The organism is Promicromonospora sp. NPDC023987, assembly GCF_040639055.1.
GTDB lineage: Bacteria > Actinomycetota > Actinomycetes > Actinomycetales > Cellulomonadaceae > Promicromonospora.
Map to the genome: position 1 here is coordinate 1 of NZ_JBEZZF010000067.1, position 18835 is coordinate 18835.

The 18835-nt window shown below is 70.5% G+C and carries 15 protein-coding genes; 13 read left to right on the forward strand and 2 right to left on the reverse strand.

Annotation, left to right across the window (positions count from 1 at the left end):
- The first annotated feature begins 191 nt into the window (after positions 1 to 191).
- The 7 genes from AB0F40_RS22515 (at position 192) to AB0F40_RS22545 (ending at position 8357) form a co-directional block, all read left to right on the forward strand.
- Positions 192 to 1295, forward strand: a complete 1104-nt coding sequence (locus AB0F40_RS22515; protein WP_357472916.1) for a Gfo/Idh/MocA family oxidoreductase — start codon at positions 192 to 194, stop codon at positions 1293 to 1295.
- A gap of 278 nt (positions 1296 to 1573) precedes the next feature.
- Positions 1574 to 2905, forward strand: coding sequence for an extracellular solute-binding protein (locus AB0F40_RS22520; protein ID WP_357472919.1), 1332 nt, complete (start codon positions 1574 to 1576; stop codon positions 2903 to 2905).
- A 2-nt stretch (positions 2906 to 2907) separates the two neighbouring features.
- The gene (locus tag AB0F40_RS22525; protein ID WP_357472922.1) at positions 2908 to 3897 is read left to right on the forward strand and encodes a sugar ABC transporter permease; all 990 of its coding nucleotides are present in this window, start codon (positions 2908 to 2910) and stop codon (positions 3895 to 3897) included.
- A gap of 8 nt (positions 3898 to 3905) precedes the next feature.
- Positions 3906 to 4781: a carbohydrate ABC transporter permease gene (locus AB0F40_RS22530; protein WP_357472925.1), complete on the forward strand. Its 876-nt coding sequence runs from the start codon at positions 3906 to 3908 to the stop codon at positions 4779 to 4781.
- Positions 4782 to 4786: 5 nt separating this feature from the next.
- On the forward strand, positions 4787 to 5443 hold the full coding sequence (locus AB0F40_RS22535) for a Poxvirus protein I5 (RefSeq protein WP_357472928.1): 657 nt from the start codon (positions 4787 to 4789) through the stop codon (positions 5441 to 5443).
- Between the two features lie 191 nt (positions 5444 to 5634).
- Positions 5635 to 7947 carry a rhamnogalacturonan lyase gene (locus tag AB0F40_RS22540; protein WP_357472931.1) on the forward strand — a complete coding sequence of 771 codons (2313 nt, stop codon included), beginning with the start codon at positions 5635 to 5637 and terminating at the stop codon, positions 7945 to 7947.
- A 128-nt stretch (positions 7948 to 8075) separates the two neighbouring features.
- Positions 8076 to 8357, forward strand: coding sequence for a hypothetical protein (locus tag AB0F40_RS22545; RefSeq protein ID WP_357472934.1), 282 nt, complete (start codon positions 8076 to 8078; stop codon positions 8355 to 8357).
- A gap of 71 nt (positions 8358 to 8428) precedes the next feature.
- On the opposite strand, the gene AB0F40_RS22550 is transcribed toward AB0F40_RS22545, so the two are convergent.
- Entirely contained in the window at positions 8429 to 9454 is a 1026-nt protein-coding gene (locus tag AB0F40_RS22550; protein ID WP_357472937.1) for a LacI family DNA-binding transcriptional regulator, read from the reverse strand.
- An 87-nt stretch (positions 9455 to 9541) separates the two neighbouring features.
- On the opposite strand from AB0F40_RS22550, the gene AB0F40_RS22555 reads away from it, so the two are divergent.
- Positions 9542 to 9904: an L-rhamnose mutarotase gene (locus AB0F40_RS22555; protein WP_357472941.1), complete on the forward strand. Its 363-nt coding sequence runs from the start codon at positions 9542 to 9544 to the stop codon at positions 9902 to 9904.
- A gap of 210 nt (positions 9905 to 10114) precedes the next feature.
- On the opposite strand, the gene AB0F40_RS22560 is transcribed toward AB0F40_RS22555, so the two are convergent.
- The gene (locus tag AB0F40_RS22560; protein ID WP_357472943.1) at positions 10115 to 11554 is read right to left on the reverse strand and encodes an APC family permease; all 1440 of its coding nucleotides are present in this window, start codon (positions 11552 to 11554) and stop codon (positions 10115 to 10117) included.
- A 213-nt stretch (positions 11555 to 11767) separates the two neighbouring features.
- Here AB0F40_RS22560 and AB0F40_RS22565 point away from each other — a divergent pair, with 213 nt between their 5' ends.
- The 5 genes from AB0F40_RS22565 (at position 11768) to AB0F40_RS22585 (ending at position 18797) form a co-directional block, all read left to right on the forward strand.
- Complete coding sequence (locus AB0F40_RS22565; RefSeq protein WP_357472946.1) at positions 11768 to 13363, forward strand: sugar ABC transporter ATP-binding protein; 1596 nt, start codon at positions 11768 to 11770, stop codon at positions 13361 to 13363.
- Positions 13360 to 14433, forward strand: a complete 1074-nt coding sequence (locus AB0F40_RS22570) for an ABC transporter permease (RefSeq protein ID WP_357472949.1) — start codon at positions 13360 to 13362, stop codon at positions 14431 to 14433. Before AB0F40_RS22565 ends, AB0F40_RS22570 begins: the two co-directional genes overlap by 4 nt.
- Complete coding sequence (locus tag AB0F40_RS22575; protein WP_357472951.1) at positions 14430 to 15425, forward strand: ABC transporter permease; 996 nt, start codon at positions 14430 to 14432, stop codon at positions 15423 to 15425. The genes AB0F40_RS22570 and AB0F40_RS22575 overlap by 4 nt, the downstream gene beginning before the upstream one ends.
- An 11-nt stretch (positions 15426 to 15436) precedes the next feature.
- Entirely contained in the window at positions 15437 to 16456 is a 1020-nt protein-coding gene (rhaS, locus tag AB0F40_RS22580; RefSeq protein ID WP_357472954.1) for a rhamnose ABC transporter substrate-binding protein, read from the forward strand.
- A 313-nt stretch (positions 16457 to 16769) separates the two neighbouring features.
- Positions 16770 to 18797, forward strand: coding sequence for a peptidoglycan recognition protein (locus AB0F40_RS22585; protein WP_357472957.1), 2028 nt, complete (start codon positions 16770 to 16772; stop codon positions 18795 to 18797).
- Positions 18798 to 18835 lie beyond the last annotated feature (38 nt).

Genomic DNA, 18835 nt, shown 5'->3' on the forward strand with positions numbered 1-18835 from the left:
CGCACCGTCGACGCCCGCGGGGACCTCCGAGGTGCCGTAGCCCTCGAGGACGTCCAGCGCACCGTCGGCGCCCACGACACCCAGCGGGCTCGTGGGACGGCGACCGACCGAACTCACGGCGGCGTATGCCCAGGCTGATACCTTCGGATTCGCTGTGAATCGATTCAGGCATCAACGAGGACGGAGAAAGAGTGAGAGTCACGATCCTGGGTACTGGTGCTATCGCCGGAGCCCATGCGGAAGCGATCACAGGGCTGTCGGCCTACGGGGTGGACGCCGTCCTGGCCCACGCCGTCGACATCGATCCGGCGCGGGCGGAGGAGTTCGCCGGGAAGTACGGCGTCGCCGCGCACGGGACCGAGCTGGCCGACGTGCTCGCCGATACGGACGTGCTGCACGTGTGCACACCACCGGGCGCCCACGTCGCCGCGACGGTGGCCGCGCTCGAGGCCGGGGTGCACGTGGTGGTGGAGAAGCCGGCGACCCTGTCCCTCGCGGAGATCGACCGGATCGCGGAGGCGGAGGCTGCTTCGACCGCGACGTTCACGCAGGTGGTGCAGCACCGGTTCGGGCACGGGGTGCGGCAGCTCCGGCGGCTGCTCGACGACGGCGCGCTGGGTCGCCCGCTCGTGGCGACCTGCGACACGCTGTGGTTCCGCGCGCCCGAGTACTTCGAGGTGCCCTGGCGCGGCCGGTGGGACACCGAGGGCGGCGGGCCCACGATGGGGCACGGCATCCACCAGTTCGACCTGCTGCTGGCGGTCCTCGGGCCGTGGTCCGAGGTGACGGCGATGGCGGGGCGTCTCGCCCGGCACGTGGACACCGAGGACGTCTCGATGGCAATCGTCCGCTTCGAGGGCGGTGCGATGGCCACGATCACGAACTCCCTGCTGTCCCCGCGAGAGACGTCCGACCTGCGGTTCGACACCGAGGCGGCGACCGTGGAGCTGTCGCACCTGTACGGGTACACCGACGCCGACTGGACGTTCACGCCGGCGAAGGGCCGCGACGACGTCGGGCAGCTGTGGCGGCCGGACCCGACGGCACTGCCCTCCGGGCACCTCGCCCAGCTCGTGCCGACCTACCGGGCGTTCGCCGCGGGGGAGGCGCCACCGGTCACGGTGCGTGACGTGCGCGGCACGCTCGAGCTGGTCGCCGCGATCTACCGTTCGGCGTTCACGGGCGCGGTGGTCCGGGCGGGCGAGATCGGGCCGGGTGATCCGTTCCACGGGTCCATGCGCGGTACCGGCCCCGAGTGGGCCCCGGTGAAGGACCTGGGAGCGGAACGCGGCTGAGCGACGCTGCCCGGCCGGCCGGCACGCGGCCGCTCCGCCCGGCTGGCCGCTGCGCCCAATAGGCCGTACGCCCGGCGGGCCCGTGTGCCCGGCAGGTCGCTCCGCCACGGCTGGCCGTACCTCGGGCTGACCATGTCTCGACCTCTATCGATGTAAATCGTTACTGATTTCTGACCCGTTGGCTATGGACAACGCTTCCCGGACGAGTATTGTATCGATTCAGTCGGCCGTGAGGACGCAGCCGGCGCGCCAACAGCAGTACGAGCAAGGAGGCTCACGTGGTTCGCACACGCACCACCACAAGGAAGGCCGCCGTCCACGCCACGGCTATCGCGGCGGCATCGGCACTCGCGCTCTCCGCGTGCGGGGGCGGCGGGACCGCCGCATCGGCCGACGCCGCTCCCGTCGCCACCGACCGGGACATCGAGCTGTCGCTCGTCTGGTGGGGAGACGACGACCGCGCCTCCCGCTACCAGGAAGCAGTGACGCTGTTCGAGGAGCGGTACCCGAACATCGACGTCCAGACCCAGTTCCAGGCGTGGGACGACTACTGGACCGCCCGTAGCACCGAGGCGGCGGGCCAGACCCTGCCCGACGTCTTCCAGATGGACCTCGCGTACATCCACCAGTACGCGTCGAACAACCGGCTGCTGGACCTGTCGACCCAGGTGGGAGTCAACCTGGAGACGGGCGAGTACGACGAGACCCTGCTCGGTTCCGGCTCGGTCAACGGCGGCCAGTACGGCATCCCGACCAGCACCAACACGCTCGGCATGATCCACCATGACGACCTCCTGGCGGAGCTCGGCATGGAGGCGCCCGAGGCCGGGCTGACCTGGGACGAGTACGACGCCTGGATCCGCGAGGTCACCGCGGCGGGTGCCGACCACGACCCGCAGATCTACGGCGGCACCGACTACACCGGAACCCTCTGGCTGTTCATCCAGTGGCTGCTCCAGCAGGGCAAGGACGCGTTCGCGGAGGACGGCTCACCGGCCTTCGAGAAGGCGGACCTCGTGGCCTGGGTCGAGCGCACCCAGCCGATGCGCGACGACGGTGTGTTCTACCCCGTCGAGCGCGCCAAGCAGGTAGAGCCCCTCACCGGGCTGCAGGTGAACGAGGCCACCACCGAGCTCACCTGGGACAACATGATGGCGGGCTACGCGGCGAGCGCAGGCACCGACAACGTCGGCCTGCTGCCGGTGCCCACCGGCGCAGAGGGCTCGCAGCAGTTCTGGAAGCCGTCGATGCTGCTCTCGTCGTCGGCCACCACCGAGGAACCGGACGCAGCGGCCAAGCTCATCGACTTCCTCGTGAACGACCCCGAGGTGGGCAAGATCTTCGGTACGTCCAAAGGCGTGCCTGCCGTCCCGGCCCAGAAGGACGCCATGGAGGTGGCCGAAGGATCGGTGGACGACACGATCGTCTCGTACGAGGAGGACGTGGCCGAGCGGGTCACCGCCGACACACCGATCCCCGTGGAGGGCTACGGCGTGGTCGAGGCCGAGTTCAAGCGGCTCGGCGAGGAGCTCTCGTACGGCAACATCACGGCCGAGGAGTTCGCCGACCAGTGGTTCCAGAGCGCCGAATCGAACCTCGGCGGCGAGTGACCATGTCGGCTACCACTACCGAGCGCGGCCGCCGGGCCGGGGGCGGCAGCGTGCGGGGGACGGCGCCGCCGTCGGCCCCCGCACGGGGCGGTACCGCCAAGCCGCCGCGCAGCCGGGCCGACATCCGCGCCGGCTACGCGTTCCTGTCCCCGTGGCTGCTGGGCTTCGTGCTGCTGACAGCCGGCCCGATGCTGATGTCGCTGTACCTCGCGTTCACCGACTACGACCTGTTCCGGGCGCCGCAGTTCATCGGGATCGACAACTTCACCGCCCTGTTCGCCGACCCGCGCTTCCTCAAGTCGGCCCAGGTCACCGCGCTCTACGTGTTCGTGGGGGTGCCGGTGAAGCTGGCCGCGGCGCTCGCGGTGGCGATGCTGCTGAACGCCAAGCACCGCGGCCAGGGCGCCTACCGCTCGATGTTCTACGCGCCGTCGCTCATCGGGGCCAGCGTCTCCGTGGCGATCGTGTGGCGCGCCATGTTCATCGACGACGGCATCGCCGACCAGGCCCAGCAGTTCTTCGGGCTCCCGGGCGGCGGCTGGGTGGGTGATCCCGACATGACCATGCCGATGATGATCCTGCTGGCGGTGTGGCAGTTCGGCGCCCCGATGGTGATCTTCCTGGCCGGGCTCAAGCAGATCCCGCCGGAGCTGCTCGAGGCCGCGGCCGTCGACGGCGCGGGCCCGGTCCGGCGCTTCCTGTCGGTGACCGTCCCGATGCTGTCCCCCGTGCTGTTCTTCAACCTGCTGCTCGAGACCATCGGCGCGTTTCAGATCTTCAGCTCGGCCTTCATCATCTCGGGCGGTACGGGCGGTCCTGCCGACTCGACGCTGTTCTACACGTTCTACCTCTACATCAAGGGCTTCACGGAGTTCCGCATGGGGTACGCCTCGGCCATGGCCTGGGTGCTCGTGCTCGTCGTCGGGATCATCACCGCCATCCTGTTCCGCACCTCGCGTGCGTGGGTCCACTACACGGGAGACGTGCGATGACTACTGCCATGACATCAGTCAGTGCGGCCGCGAGCTCGGTCGCGACCAGGAAGAAGCGCACCAGCTCCGTGGTGTTCCACGTGCTCGTGCTGGCCGTCGCCGCGGTGATCCTGTATCCCGGCGTCTGGATGCTGATGAGCTCGTTCAAGCCGAGCGGCGACATCGTCGGCAACGTGAACCTGTGGCCGGAGACGTGGACGCTCGACAACTACGTCTCGGCGCTCGGCGGGATCGGCGGCGTCTCGTTCTGGACCTTCGTCCTCAACTCGCTGATCCTCGCGGTCGGGTCGGTCGTCGGCATCGTCCTGTCCGCCACCGTGTCGGCCTACGCGTTCGCGCGGATCAACTTTCCGGGGCGCGGGGTGTACTTCGCGGTCATGATCGGCACGATGCTGCTGCCGTTCCACGTGGTGATCATCCCGCAGTACATCCTGTTCAACTCGATGGGCATGGTGAACACGTTCCTGCCGCTGCTGGCCCCCAAGTTCCTGGCCACCGAGGCGTTCTTCGTGTTCCTCATGGTGCAGTTCCTGCGCGGGCTGCCGCGCGAGCTCGACGAGGCCGCGCGCATCGACGGGTGCGGGCACTGGGGGATCTTCCGGCTCGTGCTGCTCCCGCTGATGCGGCCGGCCGTGATCACCAGCTCGATCTTCGCCTTCATCTGGTCCTGGAACGACTTCCTCGGGCCGCTGCTGTACCTCAAGCAGCCCGACACGTACCCGCTGCCGATCGCGTTGCGGCTCTACGTGGACCAGACGTCGGTGTCCGACTACGGCGCGCAGATGGCCATGGCCGTTCTCGCGCTGGTGCCGGTGCTGCTCTTCTTCGTGCTGTTCCAGCGCTACCTCGTCGACGGTGTCGCGACGCAGGGCCTGAAGGGCTGAGCGGCATGAGCACCGAGGAGCCGACCGGTGAGCCCGATACCCCGCGCGCCGGCGGCCGCAGGGCTCGCGGAGAAGGGTTCGCCCTGCTCGGCGAGACGCTCCTGACCGGGGTGCTCGTCCTGGCCGGGAGCATCCCGGTGGTGACGGTCCCGGCGGCGCTCGCCGCAGGGGCGGCCCACCTGCGCCGGTACGTCGGCGGGTACGACACGTCCGTCCGCGGCTACGCGCACGACTGGCTCGCGGCGGTGCGGAACCTCTGGGTGCTGGGCGTGCTGCTGCTGGGCGTGGTGGCTGTGGTCGTCGTCAACTCGGGGCTGACGGCGTCGGGCGTGCTTCCGGGCGCCTCGGCGGTCCGGTGGGTGACCTGGCTGGCGGCGGCCTGCGCCGCGGTAGTGCTCATCAGGGCCGCGACGGCGTGGTCCGACGACGCGGCGGGCGGCGCCGGGACGGCACCGGGTGCCGGAGGCGCGCGGCAGGTGCTGTCTCGCGGGGCGGCGCGGTCCCGCGACGACCTGACCGGTTCGGCGCTGCTGCTCGCGGCCCTGGTGATGTGCGTGGTGCTCGTCTGGATGTTGACGCCGCTCGTCGTGGTGGCGGGCGGCTTGCTGAGCCTGGCGGCGGTCGCCGTCGAGACGCGGCGGGTGGACCGAGCCGAGAACTGAGCGGCCCGAGCATCGTCTGACCGAACTCGTCGACTTCGGTCGGTTGGGATGAGATCGGTCGGTTGATTGACCGATCTCATCCCAACCGACCGATCTCAGCTGCATTCGATGACGACGGACCGAATCCACGCTCGGCGGCAGTGCCGTCGCCGAGCAATCGTTCAGAGCAGAATTCAGAGAGGAATTCGACCATGAACTTAAGGACAATTCGGGCGGGTGCTGTCCTGGCGACAGCACTCTGCCTCAGTCTGAGCAGCGTCCCCGTCGCAACGTCCGCACCCGCGAACGGACCGGGGTCCGCGCAGGGCGACCGGCCCGGGAGCGGTGCCGGCACCGAACGGTTCGACCGCGCGCTCGTGGCCGCCGCGACCAGCGAGGGAGTGTTCCTGAGCTGGCGGCTGCTGGCGGCGGAGGTCACCGGGCACACGGACGCGGGCCTCAAGGGCCCCGGCTTCGCCGTGTACCGCGACGGACGGCGAGTCGCCACGGTCACGGACTCGACCAACTACCTCGACGCCGAGGGGTCGGCGGACGCACGGTACCGCGTGGTGCCGCTGAGCGGGCCGAACAGGGGCAGGGCGGCGTCGGCCGGAGTCTGGGGCGACGGGCACCTGGACATCCCGCTGAACAAGCCGGCCGACGGCGTCACGCCCGTCGGCGAGGCGTACACGTACCGGGCGAACGACGCGTCCGTCGCCGACCTCGACGGCGACGGGGAGTACGAGATCGTCGTCAAGTGGGACCCGTCCAACTCGAAGGACGTGTCCCAGGTGGGGTACACGGGAAACGCCTACCTCGACGCCTACGAGCTCGACGGCACCCAGCTCTGGCGTGTCGACCTGGGCGTGAACATCCGCGCGGGCGCCCACTACACGCAGTTCCCCGTCTACGACTACGACGGCGACGGCCGTGCCGAGCTGATGGTCAAGACCGCGCCCGGCACGCGCGTGACGATGTACGACGACGGCGAGCCCGCCGGCCGGCGCTACATCAGGATCCCGCGGGACGACCGGAAGGCCGGTGTGACAAACACCGACGACTACCGGATGTCGGCCGACGACTACTACGAGCACCTCGTGGACCTGTTCCGCGGCTGGTCGGAACGGTCGGAGGTGACCAGCGGCCAGTGGCCCGCCACGCTGGAGGAGGCGTGGGGCATCGACGCGGAGTGGACGTACCCGCTGTCCGACGCCGAGGCGCGTGCCGCCGCCGACCACTTCATCGACGTCTACGCGCCGTCCCGCTCGACCCGGAACAAGCTGCGCGAGTTCGAGGGCTTCGTGCTGAGCGGCCCGGAGTACCTCACCGTCTTCGACGGGCGCTCCGGACGGCCGATGGAGACCGTCGACTACGAGCCCGGGCGCACCGATGACGGGCTGCTCTGGGGCGACTACGCGATGTCGCGCATCGAGCCGGGCAACCGGGTGGACAGGTTCCTGTCGGGCGTGGCCTACCTCTCCGAGGGCCGGCCCAGCGCGATCTTCGCGCGCGGCTACTACACGCGCTCCACGATCGCCGCCTACGACTGGGATGGGCGGGACCTGACCAAGCGCTGGCTCGCGGACTCGGGCTGGACACCGATGAGCAACCCGTTCAACGACAGCCCGCACGGCGTCCCCGGCACCTCGCCCGAGTGGGGGAGCATCACGACGCAGGGCTTCCACTCCCTGTCCGCCGCCGACGTCGACGCGGACGGCAAGCAGGAGATCGTCTTCGGCTCGGCCACGCTCGACGACGACGGATCGCTGCTGTACTCGTCGTCCGGCACGCTGCCAGAGGGCTCCGCGAACCCCGGAGCGAACGCAGGGCTGGGCCACGGGGACGCCATGCACGTGACGGACATCGACCCGGCGCGGCCGGGCCTCGAGATCTGGACCGCGCACGAGGGCGGCGCCTGGGCGCCGTACGGTTCCGCGATGCGTTCGGCCGAGGACGGGGCAGTGCTGTTCGGGCAGTACTCCGGGCGGGACACGGGCCGGTCCATGATCGGCGACGTCCTGCCGGACGTGCCGGGCGTCGAGGCGTGGGCCTCCATGCCGGACGGCACCCTCGGTTCGGGCACGCTGAGCGCGACGGGCGAGCAGGTGTCGACGTCGACCATTGGGACCAACCAGTCGGTGCGCTGGGCGGGGGACGGAACCACGCAGGTCATCGAAGGCTCGGGCGACGCAGTGCCGACCATCCGGGACTGGTCGCGCGGTGTGGTGGCGACGCTGGACGGGACGCTGACGAACAACGGCACCAAGGGCAACCCGTCGCTCGTGGCCGACGTGCTCGGCGACTGGCGTGAGGAGGTGCTGATGCGGACCACCGACTCGAGCGCGCTACGGCTGTTCCTGTCGACCGAGGCCACCGACATCGCGATGTACCCGCTCATGCAGGACCCGCAGTACCGCGTCGAGGTGGCGCGCCAGCAGACGGCGTACAACCAGCCGTCGTACCCGGGCTTCTACCTGGCCTCAGACACGGACTGGTCGGGGACCCCGATCCCCGCCCACCCCTGACCTCCCCGCGTTGAGTGCTGGATATTCGCGCTGTCCGGAGCGTCTGGAGCGCGAATACCCAGCACTCAACGCGGGCGGGTCGACTAAAGTCGGTGGGTACGGATGGTTCTTTGGACGGGGTGCTGATGGTGAGCTCGACCGAACCCAGCGGGATCGATGTGTTCATCGGCCCGACATACGACTACGTCTGGCTCGGTGTCGTCGCGGCGATCGCCGTCCTGACGTTCGCCGCCCTCGTGGTCTGGTTCCGGACGCGTTGGGACCGGCCGTGGGATGCCGGCCTGACGTTGCTCGCGATCGTCGTCGTACCGGTCCTCGGGCCGGCGGCTTTCCTGGTGTCTCGCGGCAGGCGCCCGGTGGGCGCGCACCCCGCCCCGCCGACGCCAGGTCCTAGGGGTCCGCAAAGCTGACCATGTGGTTGCTGCCAAGATCGGCGCGGAACTGGCAGCAGGTACATGGTCAGCTTTGGCGCCCCGGACGACTACGTCGCCGAGGACGAGCTCGAGCCGCGGACCACCAGCGTCGGCTGGAACATGACGTGCTCCGCCGCGGCGTCGGTCCCGCTGAGCAGGAGGTCCGCGGCGCGGACGCCGAGCTCGTGCGTCGGCTGGCGCACCGACGTCAGGGGCGTGGACAGCTCGGCGGCGAACGACACGTCGTCGTACCCCACCACAGCCATGTCGGTGGGGACGGCGATGTTCTCCGTACGGAGCGTGCGCAGCACGCCCAGCGCCACCAGGTCGTTCACGCAGAAGACGGCGGTGGGCCGGTCACCCGACTCCAGCAGCCCGCGGATCGCCGCCTCGCCGCCCTCGGCGTTGAGGCTGGTCACCGTGACCTCCAGGAGCGCTGACGCCGGATCCAGCCCAGCGGCGACGAGCGCCTTGAGCACCCCTTCGTGCCGGTCGGCGCACTGCCTGATCGTGTGCGGCCCGTTGAGGAACACGATGCGCGTGTGGCCCTCGTCCAGGAGGTGACCGGCGGCGAGCTCCCCGCCGCGGACGTCGTCGACGGCCACCGACGAGATGCTCGGGTCGGACGACGGCCGGTCCAGCAGCACGACGCCGGTGCCGCGCCGGCGTACGGCGAGCAGGTGCTCGATGTCGTTCGTGGCCGGGACGACCATGACCCCCTGCACGCCGTGCTCCTCGAACAGGCGCAGATAGCGCTGCTCACGGTCGGGGTCGTCGTCGGACGACGCCACCATGAGTGTGAAGTCGTCCCGGTCCAGGCGCTCCTCGATGCCGCGGGCGACGTCGGTGAAGAACGGGTTGGCGATGTCCAGGACGATGGCGCCGATGGTCGTGATGGTCCCGGCACGCAGCTGCCGGGCGGACCCGTTGCGCACGAAGCTCAGGTCTTCGATGGCGGCCTCGACGCGCTCGCGGGTGCCGGGCAGCACCCGTTCGGGCCGGTTGAGCACGTTGGAGACCGTGCCGACGGAGACGCCGGCGGCACGGGCGACGTCGGCGATGGATGCTCGTCGGTGAGCTGTCGGCTGGGTCATGGAGCGCCTCCTTGCTTCGGGCTACATTATGAACCGTTTCATGACACAGGTCGCCCCTCGGCGGGCGTGGGAACCGGAGGACCGGAGATGTCGAGCAGTTCCGCGGGCGCACGCGTATGTTTCACGTCCCGGGTGCGGGCTGACCGTATACCGGAGTACCGGGCGGCACACGCCGCCGTCTGGCCGGAGATGCTGGAGGCCCTGCGGGACACGGGCTGGCGTGACTACCACCTGTTCCTGCGCGACGACGGCCTCCTCGTCGGGATCCTGGAGACGGACGACTACGCCGCGGCGCAGCGCGGGATGGCCGCGACCGAGGTCAACGCCCGGTGGCAGGCGGCGATGTCCGGATTCTTCGTGGACGAGGGCAACCCGGACGACGGGTTCGTGCTGCTGGACGAGGTGTTCCACCTGGAGGCCCAGCTGGCGGCCCTGGAGGACGCGGGCTGACCCGCCGTCCGCCCCCGTCGCCCCGCCGTCCGCCGCGGTCGTCCGCCGCGCCGTCCGCCGCAGCCTCCGCGGCCCGCGGCGCGACGCGAGTTCTCTTCGAGGTCAAGGTTGATTCGCTTTGGACGGTCTCAAAGCGAATCAACCTTGACCTCGAAGGTGAGGCGGGTGAGGCGAGGCCACGCGAGGCCAGGTGAGGCGAGGCCGGGCGGGTCAGTTGACGCCGCCCTCGCGTTCGCTGAGCGCGTTCGGGTCCGTGATCTTCGTCGGGTCGGGGCGGTTGAACGCCCAGGTGACGAACCACAGGACCACGCCGATGAGCAGCAGCCAGCCGGCGATCTGGTACTGGAGCGGGTCCCGTCCGGTCCACGGTCCGACGAAGAACGCGCAGAGCAGCGCGCCGAGGATCGGCAGCACGGTCGGAGCGACGAAGTGCCGCCGGTCCACGATGTTGCTCCGCAGCTTGAGCACCGCGACGTTGACGATGGTGAACACCGCGAGCAGCAGGAGCGACGTGGTGCCGCCGAGCGCGGCGATCACGCCGGACTCCTCCTGCAGCGTCACGAGCACGATGAGTCCCAGCGCGATGACGGTGGTGAACACGATCGCGGCGGTCGGGGTCCGCCGCCGAGGGGAGACCCGCCCGAGGAACGGCGGCAGCACCTTCTGCTTGGCCATCCCGTACAGCAGCCGGGACGCCATCAGCATGTTGATCAGGGCCGAGTTAGCGACGGCGAAGATCGTGATGAACGGGAAGATGGACCCGATGGGGAAGCCGGGCAGGGCCCGCTCGACCACGAGCGTGAGCGGGGTCTCGCTCGCACCGAGCTCGCCCACCGGCACGATCGCCACGGTGAAGATCGCGACCAGCACGTAGATGACGCCGGTGAGGCCGATGCCGGTGATCATCATGCGCGGGAAGTTCTTCACCGGGTCGTGGGTCTCCTCGGCCATGTTGACGGCGTCCTCGAACCCGACCATCGCGAAGAACGCCAGCGCCGTCGCGGCGGTCACGGCGAGGAAGGCGTTCTTGTCACCGGGACTCTCGAACACCATCACGCGGCTGAAGTCGGCCTGGCCGCCGAATGCCGCGAAGATGCCCACCAGGATGATGAACAGCAGGCCGGAGAGCTCGACGATCGTGAGCACGATGTTGGCCTTCACGGACTCGCCGACGCCGCGCAGGTTCACCGCCGCGACCAGGGCCATGAAGACCAGTGCGACGGCGACCACTGCCCAGGTGCTGTGCTCGTCGATCCCGAGCCCGACGAGCAGGTTGGACCCGACGGCGCGGGCGGCGGTCGAGGCGGAGGTGATGCCCGAGCACATCACGGCGAAGCACACGATGAACGTGAGGAAGTGGATGCCGAACGCCTTGTGCGTGTACAGGGCGGCGCCGGCCGCCTGCGGATACTTGGTCACCAGCTCCAGATAGGAGAACGCGGTGATGAGGGCGATGAGGAACGCGACGATGAACGGCGCCCATGCCGCACCGCCGACCTCGGCCGCCACCTGCCCGGTGAGTGCGTACACGCCGGTACCGAGAATGTCGCCGACGATGAAGAGCAGGAGCAGCTTTGGCCCCATGACTCGCTTGAGCTCCGTGGGCTCCTCGCCGAGTGCCGCGTGCTCCCCGGCCGCTGGTTGGGTCATCTCCGGTCACCTCCAGGACGTGCTGCGGGCAAAAATCTCCCCTGATCGACCAAGAGTTGCGTAACCGGCACCGCACGGCAATGGGAGTTCCGGAAGTTCTTGACGCTCTGACCTGGCGGGTCTATCTTCCGAGTATCGGTTTGAACGATTCAACCCGATCGGAAGACAGCCCTGCGGTCAATGCCGACCGCCCGCACAGCTCGACGGAGAGATATGCCGAACGCCGCACCGACGCTGCGCCTCGAAGGGGTCGCCAAGTCCTTCGGGCCGGTGGCCGCGCTCCGGTCCGGCACCCTGGTGGTCCAGCCCGGCAGCATCCATGCCCTCGTCGGCGAGAACGGGGCGGGCAAGTCCACGCTGGTCAAGGTCGTGGGCGGCGTGCACCGCCGCGACGCCGGCGTCGTCGAGCTCGACGGTGATCCCGTCGACTTCGCCGGGCCCGCGGAGGCCAAGGCCGCCGGTGTCGCCGTCATCCACCAGGAGCCCGCGAGCTTTCCGGACCTGACTGTCACCGAGAACATCTTTCTGGGCCGCGAGCCGCTGGGGAGGTTCCGCCGGATCGACCGCCGCGCCATGCGCGAGGGGGCCCGCGACCTGTTCCGGAACCTGGGCGTCGACCTGGACCCGGACCGCCCCGCCGAGGGCCTGTCCATCGCGGACCAGCAGATCGTCGAGATCGCCAAGGCGATCTCCCTGGACGCCCGGCTCCTGGTCATGGACGAGCCGACGGCGGCGCTGAGCGCCGTCGAGGTGCGCCGGCTGTTCGCCGTCGCCCGCGCACTGCGTGACGCGGGCAAGGCCGTCGTCTTCATCTCGCACCGCCTCGACGAGGTGGCCGACCTCTGCGACACCGTCACCGTCATGCGCGACGGCGCGCACGTCTCGACGGACGCCGTCGCCGACGTCACGCCCGACGAGCTGGTGCGTCGCATGGTCGGCCGCGACGTTGCCGAGCTCTACCCCAAGGTCGCGAGCACGCCCGGCGAGGTGGTGCTGCGGGTCGAGGGACTGGAGTCGACCGGCACCTTCCACGACGTGTCCTTCGAGGTGCGGGCCGGCGAGATCGTCGGGCTCGCGGGCCTCGTCGGCGCCGGGCGCAGCGAGATCGCCCGGGCGGTGTTCGGCGTCGACCGGTACGACGCCGGGCATGTCACCGTCGGCGGGCGGGCGCTGCGGCCGGGCGACCCGGCGGCGGCCATCGCGGCGGGCCTCGCCCTGGTCCCTGAGGACCGGCGCCTGCAGGGCCTGGTCACCGAGTCGTCGGTGGTCCGCAACGTGAGCGCCGTCGCGCTTCGACGACGACGCGGCCCGAGGGACGAGGGCGGCGTGCGAGGAGAAGCGCGCGAAGGCCCTGCCCGGAAGAGGCTCGCCCGCCTCGGCATCCTGCTGCCCGACGCCGAGGCGCGGCTCGCGCGCGACTGGTCCGGCCGCCTGGCCGTGAAGGCCGGGGCGCTGGACGCGCTGGCCACCACCATGAGCGGCGGCAACCAGCAGAAGGTCGTGCTGGCGAAATGGCTGGCCACCGGGCCGAAGGTGCTCATGGTGGACGAGCCGACCCGCGGCATCGACGTCGGTACCAAGGCCGAGGTGCACCGGCTGCTGTCCACGCTGGCCGCCGAAGGCCTGGCCGTCCTCATGATCTCGTCAGAGCTGCCGGAGGTACTGGGTATGGCCGATCGGGTGCTCGTGGTGCGCGAGGGGCGCATCGCCACCGAGCTGAGCCGCGCGGAGGCGACACCGGAGGCGGTGATGCGCGCGGCGACGCCGGGCGCGTCCCGGAGCGACTCCCGGACGGAGGGAGTGGCATGAGAAGCGTGCTCCGCCGTCGCGAGGCCGGCATCGCCCTCGCCCTCCTGGTCGTGATCGGCGTGACGACCGCCGTGCAGCCCGGCTTCCTGTTCACCGCGAACGGCTGGCGCGACCTGCTGCTCACGCCCGCGATCCTCGTGGTGCTCGCCGTGGGTCAGGCGGTGGTGGTCATCACGCGCAACGTCGACCTGTCGGTCGGCTCGGTGCTCGGCCTCACGGCGTACCTCACGGGCCGGCTGTTCATGGCGGCGCCGGACCTGCCGATCGTCGTGGTGACCCTGGTCGCCGTCGCAGCCGGCGCGCTGCTCGGCCTGATCAACGGCTCCATCGTGGCGTTCGCCCGCGTACCCGCCCTCGTCATCACGCTCGGCACCCTCTACGTCTACCGCGGTGTGACGCTGACCTGGGCGGGCAGCGACCGGATCGACGCGGGCGACATGCCGAACTCGTTCCTCGACCTCGGCACGCAGCAGGTGCTGGGCGTACCCGTGCTGACCGTCCTCGCCGCGATCGTGCTGGCGGCGGTCGCCTACTACCTGCACACCTCACGCGGCGGACGGCAGCTCTACGCCATCGGGTCCGACCCCGACGCCGCGGCGCTGCAGGGCCTGCCCGTCCGCCGTCGGCTGCTGGGGGCGTTCGCCCTGGGCGGCGCCCTCGCGGGGCTCGCCGGTGTCATGTTCGCGGCCCGGTACGGCACGGTGTCCTCGGGTGCCGGAACCGGCATGGAGCTGCAGGTGGTGGGCGCCGTGGTGGTCGGCGGCGTGGCGATCTTCGGCGGCAGCGGCACCGTGGCGGGTGCCGCGCTCGGCGCGATGCTGCTGCTCACCATCAACCGGGCGCTGCCCGTCGTGGGCATCCCCGACTTCTGGCAGCGCGCCGTCGTCGGCGTGCTCATCATCGGCGCGATCGCGCTGGACCGCGTGCTCGCGAACCGTCGATCACGCCGCCTGGCCGCGGCACGCGACGCCGACCCGCCGTCCGCCTCCCCACCCGACAGCGGCGCGCCACCCGGCGGCACGGCGCCGCCCGGTGCCGGCCCGAACGACCGCGAGGAGGCGACCACATGAGGACCCACGCCCGTCCGTGGTGGCAGCGTGCGCTGCTCACGCGCGAGATGCTGACCATCCTGATCCTGGTCGTGGCCTGGGTCGTCGCCGCCTCGGCGGTGCAGGGCTTCGACGGCCCGCTCACCATCACCTACCTGGTGCTCGACGTCGCACCGGTGCTCCTCATCGCCCTGCCCATGACCCTGATCATCGCCACGGGGGAGATCGACCTGTCGGTCGCGTCGGTGGTGGGGCTGTCCAGCGTGACCTTCGGGCTGCTGTACCAGGCAGGGCTCGGCCTCTGGGCCGCACTGCTGGTGTCCGTGCTGATCGGTGCCGTGTGCGGTGCGGTCAACGGCGCGCTCGTCGCGTACGGCGGACTGCCGTCGCTCGCGGTCACCATCGGCTCGCTCGCGCTGTACCGCGGCCTCGCCGTCGGCCTCCTCGGCACGACGGCGGTCACCGGCTTCCCCGAGACCTGGACCGACGGCGCCACGGAGAACCTGGGGGAGTCGCCCTACCCGGCGATCACCCTCGGCCTCATCGCGCTGGCCGCCGTGTTCGCCGTCCTGCTGCACGCGACGCCGTTCGGCCGGAACGTGCTCGACATCGGCCGCAGCAAGGAGGCCGCCCGGTTCTCCGGCGTCGACGTCAAGCGGACCCTGCTGATCCTGTTCGTGCTGTCCGGGGCGGTGTCGGCGCTCGCGGGCGTCTACTACACGCTCCGCTACGGCAGCGCGCGCGGCGACAACGCGACCGGCATGGAGCTGCAGGTGGTCGCCGCCGTGCTGCTCGGCGGGGTGTCGATCTTCGGCGGGCGGGGCGCGATCCACGGGGTGGTCGCGGGCGTCCTGCTCATCGGCGTGCTCGGCAGCGCGCTCCGCCTGGAGGGCGTCACGGTCAACGTCATCAACATCGTGATCGGCACGGCACTGGTTGTTTCCGTGGTCGCCCCGCGCATCGCGGGCGGCCTGAGAGTCCGGCGGCGTGCTGCCGCCGGGCAGCGAACGTAGGGAGACGGACGATGAAGTTCACATCTGTGCTCGCGGCCGGCACGGCCGCTGTGCTGGCCCTGGGGCTGACCGCGTGCGGTTCGGGCGGCGGCGGGGACGACGGCGGTGGTGGTGACGGAGACGTCACGATCACCGTGCTGCCCAAGAACCTGGGCAACCCCTATTTCGAGGCGTCGACGACCGGAGCCGAGGAAGCCGGCGAGGAGCTGGGCGTCACCGTGGAGGAGGTCGGGCCGGACACCGCGTCGCCCGACGCCCAGGTGCCGTTCATCAACACCGCCGCACAGCAGGGCGTCGGCGCGCTGGTGGTGTCGGCGAACGACCCGACGGCGATCGGTGACGCGCTGGAGGAGGCGCGGTCGGCAGGCACCAAGGTGGTCACGTTCGACTCGGACACCGAGCCGCAGTTCCGCGACCTGTTCGTCAACCAGGCCTCCGCCGAGGGCATCGCGGACAAGCAGCTCGAGCTCGTGGCGGACCAGATCGGGGGCGAGGGCGAGATCGCCATCCTGTCGGCGTCGGCCAACGCGACCAACCAGAACACGTGGATCGCGCTCATGGAGGAGAAGCTCGCCTCCGACTACCCGGACATCGAGCTGGTCGAGACCGTCTACGGCGACGACGACGACCAGATGTCGTTCGACAAGACGGCCGCGCTGCTGCAGTCGCACCCGGACCTCAAGGGGATCGTCTCGCCCACCACCGTCGGCATCGCGGCGGCGGCCCGCTATGTGTCGACGTCGGAGTACAAGGGCAAGGTCGCCGTGACCGGCCTCGGTACGCCCAACCAGATGCGGGAGTACGTCGAGGACGGGACCGTCGAGGCGTTCGCCCTGTGGAACCCGACCGACCTGGGCTACCTGGCGACGCAGGCCGCGGCTGCCCTCGCCGCGGGCGACATCACGGGCGAGGAGGGCGACACCTTCGAGGCAGGGCGCCTGGGCGAGTTCACGGTGGGAGCCGACGGCGAGGTGCTCCTGGGCGAGCCGTACGTCTTCGACGAGAGCAACATCGCGGACTTCGACTTCTGAGGCTTCACTGTCCGACATGGGAGTTCCCACCTATCCTTTTCGTGGCGGGAATGGCTCCCATGTCGGACAGGGCCTCTGCTCCCGTAGGTCACGGCTGCCGATCACCTGACGTTCTGCGGCCACCTAGCCACCCGAAAGTTCACCCGCAGACCCGGGGTGAAATCTTGGGTCGGCGTGGGGTGCGCGCCGCTAGTGTCCGGTGTTGTTTGCGCGGTTCGCGCTGCGCGTTTCACGCTCTACAGGGGGGAAAACAGTGGCTCGGCATGCGGCAGCAACATCCCGATCGAAGCGGGGGGCTTCGGTCGCCCGCAGCGTGGTCGGTAAGACGATCATCCTGGGTGTAGCACCGGCGATGGTGCTAGGGGGCGCGCTCGCTCCGGCAGCGAATGCGCTGACCGGCCAGCCGTCGCTCGAGCCAGAAGGCGCCTCGGCGCCGCTGGCTCCGGAAGAATCCGTGCTGCCCGACACGGGAACCACCGCGGCGGAGGTCCAGCGGGTGGCGATCGCCGCGGCGCCCGTCGTCGAGCCCGCCGACGCGGCCGACACGGACGACACCGCAGACGCGGCCGACACCGCAGACGCGGCCGACACCGCGGACGCGGCCGACACCGCAGACGCGGCCGACACCGCAGACGCGGCCGAGCCCGCCCCTGCGGCAGACGTGGCAGACGTGGCAGACGCGGCCGACGGCGAGGTGACGCTCGGTACTGACGAGAGCGGCCGGCTCGCCGGCGCCATCGAGGTGCCCGAGGGGTTCCAGACGGTCGGGCTGTCCTGGCCGGCCGAGGTCGACCAGTCCGTGCCCGAGATGCAGGTGCGCACCCGGGCGGCCGATGGGGCCTGGAGCGAGTGGAGCCACCTGGAGAAGTCCACGGACGACGCCGACGGCGGCTCCGCCGTCGTGACCTCCGCGCCGGTGTACGTGGGCGAGGCGGACGCCGTCCAGCTCGTCACGGTGGACGAGGCAGCGGTCCTCCCCGCGGGCATGGAGCTCAGCCTGGTCTCGTCGGCCCAGGTCACCACGGCCGCGGCGACCACGTCGGGCACGGTCGCGTCGGCGACGACGACCGGCGGACCGACGATCATCACGCGCGAGGAGTGGGGCGCGGCGCCACGGTGCCTCGAGCCGGGCACCGGCCCGACCTGGTTCCCGGCCGAGGGTGGCCTCAAGGCGGCCGCGGTGCACCACACGGTGAACCCGAACGACTACTCGACGGTCGCCGAGGCCATGCAGGCCATCCGCAACGACCAGGCGTACCACCAGCAGACGCACGGCTGGTGCGACATCGGCTACAACTTCCTGGTCGACAAGTGGGGCAACATCTACGAGGGCGCCGACGGCAGCATCGAGGAGCCGATCATCGGCGCCCACACCGGCGGCTTCAACACCGGCACGGTCGGTGTCGCGATGGTCGGCACCTACACCACCGCGGCGGGCGTGAAGCCCACGGCCGCCCAGCGGGACGGCGTGGCCAAGATCATCGGGAGCCGCCTCGCGGAGTACGACCTCAACCCGGACGACACGACGGTCCTCACCGCCGCCAGCCACACCTCCGGTGGCCGGTACTACGCGGGCGACCGGGTGACGCTGCAGCGGGTCTTCGGCCACCGCGACACCCACCGGACCGAGTGCCCGGGCGCGCTCGCCTACCCGCTGCTGTCGGGCATCCAGGACCAGGCAGCGGTGTACGCCAAGCAGTACACCGTCGTCCAGGAGCAGTACACGAACCTGGTCCAGGCCGTGTACAAGGACAGCCTGGGCCGTGAGGCGACCGCCAACGAGATCGCGTCCTGGGAGTACCGGGTCTCGGTCAGCGGCGTCGGCATGCTCGTCGACCGCATGGAGAAGGCCGACATGTACCGCACGGTACGGATCGTCGAGGCGTTCCGGGGCACGCTGGGCTACACGCCGTCGTCCGCCCAGGTGTCCAACCACCTGGAGGCCATCAAGGATGGCACGCGAACGATCGACGAGGTGGAGACCTACCTGCTGATGAACCCGAGGTACTACGAGAAGGTGGGCGGCACGTACACCAGGTACGTGAAGGCGGTGTACGAGCACATCCTGCACCGGGCGCCCACCGCCGACCGGCTCGACTACTGGACATCCCGCCTGCCCACGATAGGCCGCAGGGCCTTCGTCGAATCGCTGTGGAACCACCCGCAGGCGGTGCGGCTGCGCGTCACCGACACCTACCGGCACTACCTGGCCGTCCCTCCGAGCTCGACCCGGCTGTCCCTGTGGACGGACCGCATCAGGGGCCGGTACACGGAGGCCGACCTGCGCAGGTCGCTGATGACCTCCCAGTCGTACCTCGCGCGGGCGGACGACCGCTACTGACGGGTGACGCACCCGAGAACGGGTGATCGGCAGGACGT